This is a genomic window from Amycolatopsis circi, from assembly GCF_003385235.1.
Taxonomy (GTDB): domain Bacteria; phylum Actinomycetota; class Actinomycetes; order Mycobacteriales; family Pseudonocardiaceae; genus Amycolatopsis; species Amycolatopsis circi.
Map to the genome: position 1 here is coordinate 1 of NZ_PQIA01000260.1, position 4,812 is coordinate 4,812.

The 4,812-nt window shown below is 69.8% G+C and carries 5 protein-coding genes; 1 reads left to right on the forward strand and 4 read right to left on the reverse strand.

What is annotated here, in order from left to right:
* Window positions 1–415: murein hydrolase activator EnvC family protein (locus D0D37_RS45855; RefSeq protein ID WP_162834811.1), on the forward strand; the 415-nt coding region annotated here is incomplete at its 5' end.
* Window positions 416–575: 160 nt separating this feature from the next.
* Here the strand turns inward: D0D37_RS45855 and D0D37_RS45860 are convergent.
* From D0D37_RS45860 to D0D37_RS45875, 4 genes are all read right to left on the reverse strand, one after another.
* Window positions 576–1,424 carry a FliA/WhiG family RNA polymerase sigma factor gene (locus tag D0D37_RS45860; protein ID WP_425267044.1) on the reverse strand — a complete coding sequence of 283 codons (849 nt, stop codon included), beginning with the start codon at window positions 1,422–1,424 and terminating at the stop codon, window positions 576–578.
* A 109-nt stretch (window positions 1,425–1,533) separates the two neighbouring features.
* Window positions 1,534–2,553 carry a tyrosine recombinase XerC gene (locus D0D37_RS45865; RefSeq protein WP_244223917.1) on the reverse strand — a complete coding sequence of 340 codons (1,020 nt, stop codon included), beginning with the start codon at window positions 2,551–2,553 and terminating at the stop codon, window positions 1,534–1,536.
* 51 nt (window positions 2,554–2,604) lie between these two features.
* Window positions 2,605–3,777, reverse strand: coding sequence for a DNA-processing protein DprA (gene dprA, locus D0D37_RS45870; RefSeq protein WP_116206831.1), 1,173 nt, complete (start codon window positions 3,775–3,777; stop codon window positions 2,605–2,607).
* Window positions 3,778–4,379: 602 nt separating this feature from the next.
* Window positions 4,380–4,812, reverse strand: a 433-nt coding sequence (locus D0D37_RS45875) for a magnesium chelatase subunit ChlI family protein (RefSeq protein ID WP_162834812.1), incomplete at its 5' end; no start/stop codon positions are given.

Below are 4,812 nucleotides of genomic sequence, written 5' to 3' on the forward strand. Positions count from 1 at the left end.
CGCCTGGCCCCTGACGCCCCGCCCCCACGTCACCCGCAACTTCGAACCACCCGCGACCCCGTTCGGCCCAGGCCACCGAGGCGTAGACCTGGAAGCCGCCGCCGGACAACAGGTACTGGCCGCGGACATGGGCGTAGTGATCTTCGCCGGTCAGGTAGCAGGCCAGGGAGTAGTCGCACTGGACCACGACGGCGGCCTGCACACGACCTACCTCCCGATCACCCCGACAGTCGCCCCCGGAGACCAGATCTACCGCGGCCAGCCGTTGGGAACCGCGACCCCGGGCCACCCCGGCTGCCCGACCGCCACCTGCCTGCACTGGGGCGCCCGCCGCGGCACGGAGTACATCGACCCGCTCGCCTTGGTCGGCACGCCAAGCCGAGTACGCCTCAAACCCTGGGCAGAAGGTCCGTGACGCCAAGGCAATCCCGCCCCTGCCGCTGCAGGCCGCTCAACCCAAAGGAGGTCGATAACCCCTGGCCGCCGCACCCACCCTGGCCCGCTCCGACCGCAGCGGGGCGCGAGACAGCCGGGCTGTCAAGGCGATCGCCCGCTCGACGGTTGCGAATCCGAAGTCAGCCGGGGGGTTGCTCCATCAGCTTGGCGCGCAGCCGCATCACCGCGCGGGTGTGCAGCTGGCTCACGCGAGACTCCGTGACGCCGAGGACTTTGCCGATCTCCGCCAGGGTCAGGCTTTCGAAGTAGTAAAGGCTGACCACGATCTTGTCCCGGTCGGTGAGCTGCGCGATGGCTTCCGCGAGCTGGCGGCGGTTGTCCTGGTCCACCAGGACGGCCACCGGGTCCACCGCGCCGTCGTCGGGGAGGGTGTCGACCAGCGAGCCGGCGTCTTTGCCTGCCGCGACCAGATCCTCCAGGGCCACCACACTGGTCAGGCGGAGCTGGCCGTAGAAATCGCGCAGGTCGTCGAGGCTGATGCCCATTTCGCCGGCGAGTTCGGCGTCGGTCGGGGTTCGGTGCAGGCGGGCGCCGAGGCGTTCCAGGGCGCGGGCCGTTTCCTTCGCCTTGCTGCGCACCGCGCGCGGGACCCAGTCCTGGGAGCGCAGGTCGTCCAGGATGGCGCCACGGATGCGTTGCATCGCGTACGTCTCGAAACGCAGGCCGCGTTCCGGGTCGAACTTCTCGATCGCGTCGACCAATCCGAATATGCCGGACTGCACGAGGTCGCCGACGTCTACGTGCGTCGGCAGACCGGTGCCGACGCGGCCCGCGACGTACTTCACCAGCGGCGCGTAGTGCAGCACCAGCCGGTCGCGCGACGTCTGGTCCGGTTTGTCGGCGAACTGCTGCCACAGCGCCTGAATCCCCGCGTCGACGTCCTGACCAGGACGACCGTCCCCGTTGACGGCGTCCTGCACGCCGGGGCGGTCCGCCCCGGCTTCCGTGACCTGCGACGTGGAAGTCATCGCACGGTCGTTCTCGGCGTGCTGCTCAGTGTGGTCTCCGTGCTCGTGCGGATGCGCGTGCGCCGGCGGCTCGGCCCTGCCGTCCCCGGCCGAGCCGCCGCCGGCCTCTTCAGGCCCGCGGGTGTGCTCGGTCATGGATCGCCTTCAGCCGATCGACGGTCACATGAGTGTAGAGCTGGGTCGTGGCCAGCGTAGCGTGACCAAGCAGTTCCTGAACGCTCCTGAGATCGGCACCTCCTTCGAGCAGATGCGTCGCGGCGGAATGCCTTAGCCCGTGCGGCCCCATGTCCGTTGCGCCCGGCACCGCGGCCACCGCCTCGTGCACCACCCGGCGCGCCGCGCGCGGGTCCAGGCGCTTGCCGCGAACGCCCAGGAAAAGCGCCGGACCCGGCGTTTCCCCAGCCAGCGCGGGCCGTCCGTCCTCCAGCCACGCGGTCAGCGCCTCGGCCGCCGGGACGCCGAACGGAACTGTCCGCTCTTTGTCTCCCTTGCCCACCACCGAAACCACGCGACGGGAAAAGTCCACACTGCCGACGTCCAGTCCGCACAACTCCGACACCCGAATGCCGGTCGCGTACAGCAATTCGACCAACGCGCGATCACGCAGCGCAACCGGATCCCGTTCGGCTGCTCCTTTCGCGGAGGCATCCATGAGCGCGTCCGCCTGCTCGGCCCGAAGCACGCCGGGCAGGGTCCGGTGCGCGCGCGGCGCGGCCAGCCGACCGCCCGGATCCGACTTCAGCAAACCGGTGCGGTGCGCCCAAGCGGTAAACGTGCGCGCGGCCGCGGCGCGCCGTGCGAGGGTGGTGCGCCCGGCGCCGTCCGAGCGCTGCCCCGCGAGCCACGCGCGCAGCTGCGTCACGTCCAAGTCCTCAAAGCGCCGCGCGGGACGGTCACCCTCCCCCACGGTCACGAACGCCAACAGCGAAACGACGTCGCCGACGTATGCGCGCACGGTGTGCGGCGACAGCCCACGCTCCAACGACAGATGCCGTTCGTAACCGGCCACCACGGACTCGGCGGACTCCGGCAATTCGGCGCGAAGAGCGCGAAGATCGGGTCGTGGCGGGCGTTTCCGGTGTCCACCGGGACGCGGGACCGCGTCCTTGCGTGCACTCGCTGACGGCATGGCGATTACGCTGCGCGAACCATCGCCATTGGTCAAGCATCGCCACGCCGATCATCGGTTGGCCGTTCTGACGATCTGCCGCCAGCCGGTGTCGCCGCGCACCGCGAAGCCGTCGATTTCCAATGCCGGCAACAAGGCCCGAACTCGGGAAACAGGCACGCCAGCGCTTTGCGCGACCTCCTCCGGAGCCCGGCCGGCTCGCGGGAGCAGCGCGTCGTAGACCCGCGATGCCTCCGGACCGAGATTGTCCGTGGGCCGTCGGCTCGACTCGGCTGCGGGAGCAGCGGTGCCGAACCGGCCCACGGTTTCGAGCACCTCGTCGACGGAGGTGACCAACGTGGCCTTGCAGTCTCGAATCAGCGCGTGGCAACCGGCTGAACTGCCCGAATGCACTGATCCCGGCAACGCCATCACGACTTTGCCGAGTGCACCCGCGACGGTGGCGGTGTTGCGCGCGCCGCTGCGGATTCCGGCTTCCACAACGACTGTGCCGTCGGTGAGACCTGCGATAAGGCGGTTGCGCACCAGAAATCGATGGCGCGCGGGCGGGGTCTTCGGTGCGTACTCGCTGACGAGCGCGCCGCCCTCGGCGACGATGCGGTCCAACAGGCTGACGTTTCCTGCCGGATAGGCATAGTCGACCGCACATCCGAGTAGTGCGACCGTGACCCCGCCACCGCTGAGCGCACCGCGATGGGCGGCGGCGTCGATGCCTAGAGCCGCGCCGGAGAAGACCGGTATTTGTCGAGTTGCCAACGCATGGCCGATCTCGAGTGCGTTGTGCACGCCGTAGTCCGTGGCCAGCCGAGCGCCGACGACCGCCACCGCACGGTCGGCGGCTTCGGCCAGACTCGCGTTGCCGCGCACCCACAGCCCCAGCGGTGCGGCTACGTGCTTGACGCCGTTTCCCGTCGCTACGGCCAACGACAGCAACGGCCACGCTGGCCATTCGTGGTCTTCGGGAACCACGAGCCGGGCACCGGCTTTGGCTGCCTCCTCAAGATCCTGGTCCGCGATCGTGGATTCCCGCCGCGCGGCCGTTTCGCGGAGAACCTTGTCGGGACAGTCCCCCGTCTTGACCCGCTCGGCCGCTACGACCGGCCCGTGTTCGCCGACGAACTCCAGCAAGTGCGGTGCCGGTGGTTCAGCGACGCCCAGCAGATACGCGCGAGCGAGCCGTTCGGAGTCGGTCGCCGCAGTCTGATCCTCGACGGCGACGCTCACGCCGCACCTCTTCGACAGCCGGGATTCTCGGAGCGGACGACAGCGAGATGGCGGTGCAGCGCCAACCGTTCTCGGACCCGGACGGGGTCGTGTTCGGGCCGGACTTCCCTGCGCCGGACCGGATACAGATGCCGGACGATCTTGTGCTGCGGCGTCTTCGGCCTGCGGTGCCGGGTGCGCGGGGAGGAAGAGGGGATGGCTCGGTGGGACATGGTGCTTCCTTTCGTTGAAGTTCCGGACGGGCGGGTTTGCCTGTCCGGGTGGGGCATCTGGTCGGGACTTTGGCGAGCGGGCGGCGAACTGGCGTGGAGACTGTCGGCGTGGTTCGGCTGAGCGGCCGTCAATCGCGACGGGGCCACGACCGAGCAAGGGCTTCAGGACCACTCGACACAGTCATGACGAACGGGCACCGACACCGGACTCGGGCGGCGAAGCGCCAGTCCTGCGACGGACCCGCCGAGTGAGCGGGCGCCAGCCGGAGTCGGGCCGCTTACGAGGTCATGACTCGCCCGGCACCGAGGCCATTCGCTGCGGTCCTGACGAACGAGCGACTGCCGCAGCGAGGCGTCCCTTCGGGTTCGGATCGCGGGCTGACACCGGGGTCAGCCGGTTTTGCGTTCTCGGAAGTCCAGTGCGGCGGTGACGTGGTCGGTGTCGGGTTGGGGCAGGGCGGCCAGGTCGGCCAGGGTCCAGGCGATGCGCAGGCATCGGTCGGCTCCTCTCGCGGTCAGGAGGCCTCTGTCCAGGGCTCGGTCCAGGACTGCGGTCGCGGGCGGCGGCAGGGCGAAATCTCGGCGCAGGACTGGGCCGGGCACCTCCGTGTTGGATTGCCAGCCGTGTTCGTGCCAGCGGTGTTTTGCGCGGTCTCGGGCGGCTAGGACTCGGGTCCGGACTGCCGACGTCGGTTCGGGGGTGGTCGATTGGTGGGCGGAAATCGCGGTGAGGGGGCGTAGGCGGACTCGGAGGTCTACTCGGTCCAGGAGCGGGCCGGAGAGCCGCGACAGGTAGCGGCGGCGGGTGGTTACTGAGCAGGTG

Bases quoted from the DNA above. Each gene is read 5' to 3' on its own strand.
- D0D37_RS45860 (WP_425267044.1), bottom strand. From the start codon at position 1,424: ATGACTTCCACGTCGCAGGTCACGGAAGCCGGGGCGGACCGCCCCGGC.
- D0D37_RS45865 (WP_244223917.1), bottom strand. From the start codon at position 2,553: ATGCCGTCAGCGAGTGCACGCAAGGACGCGGTCCCGCGTCCCGGTGGA.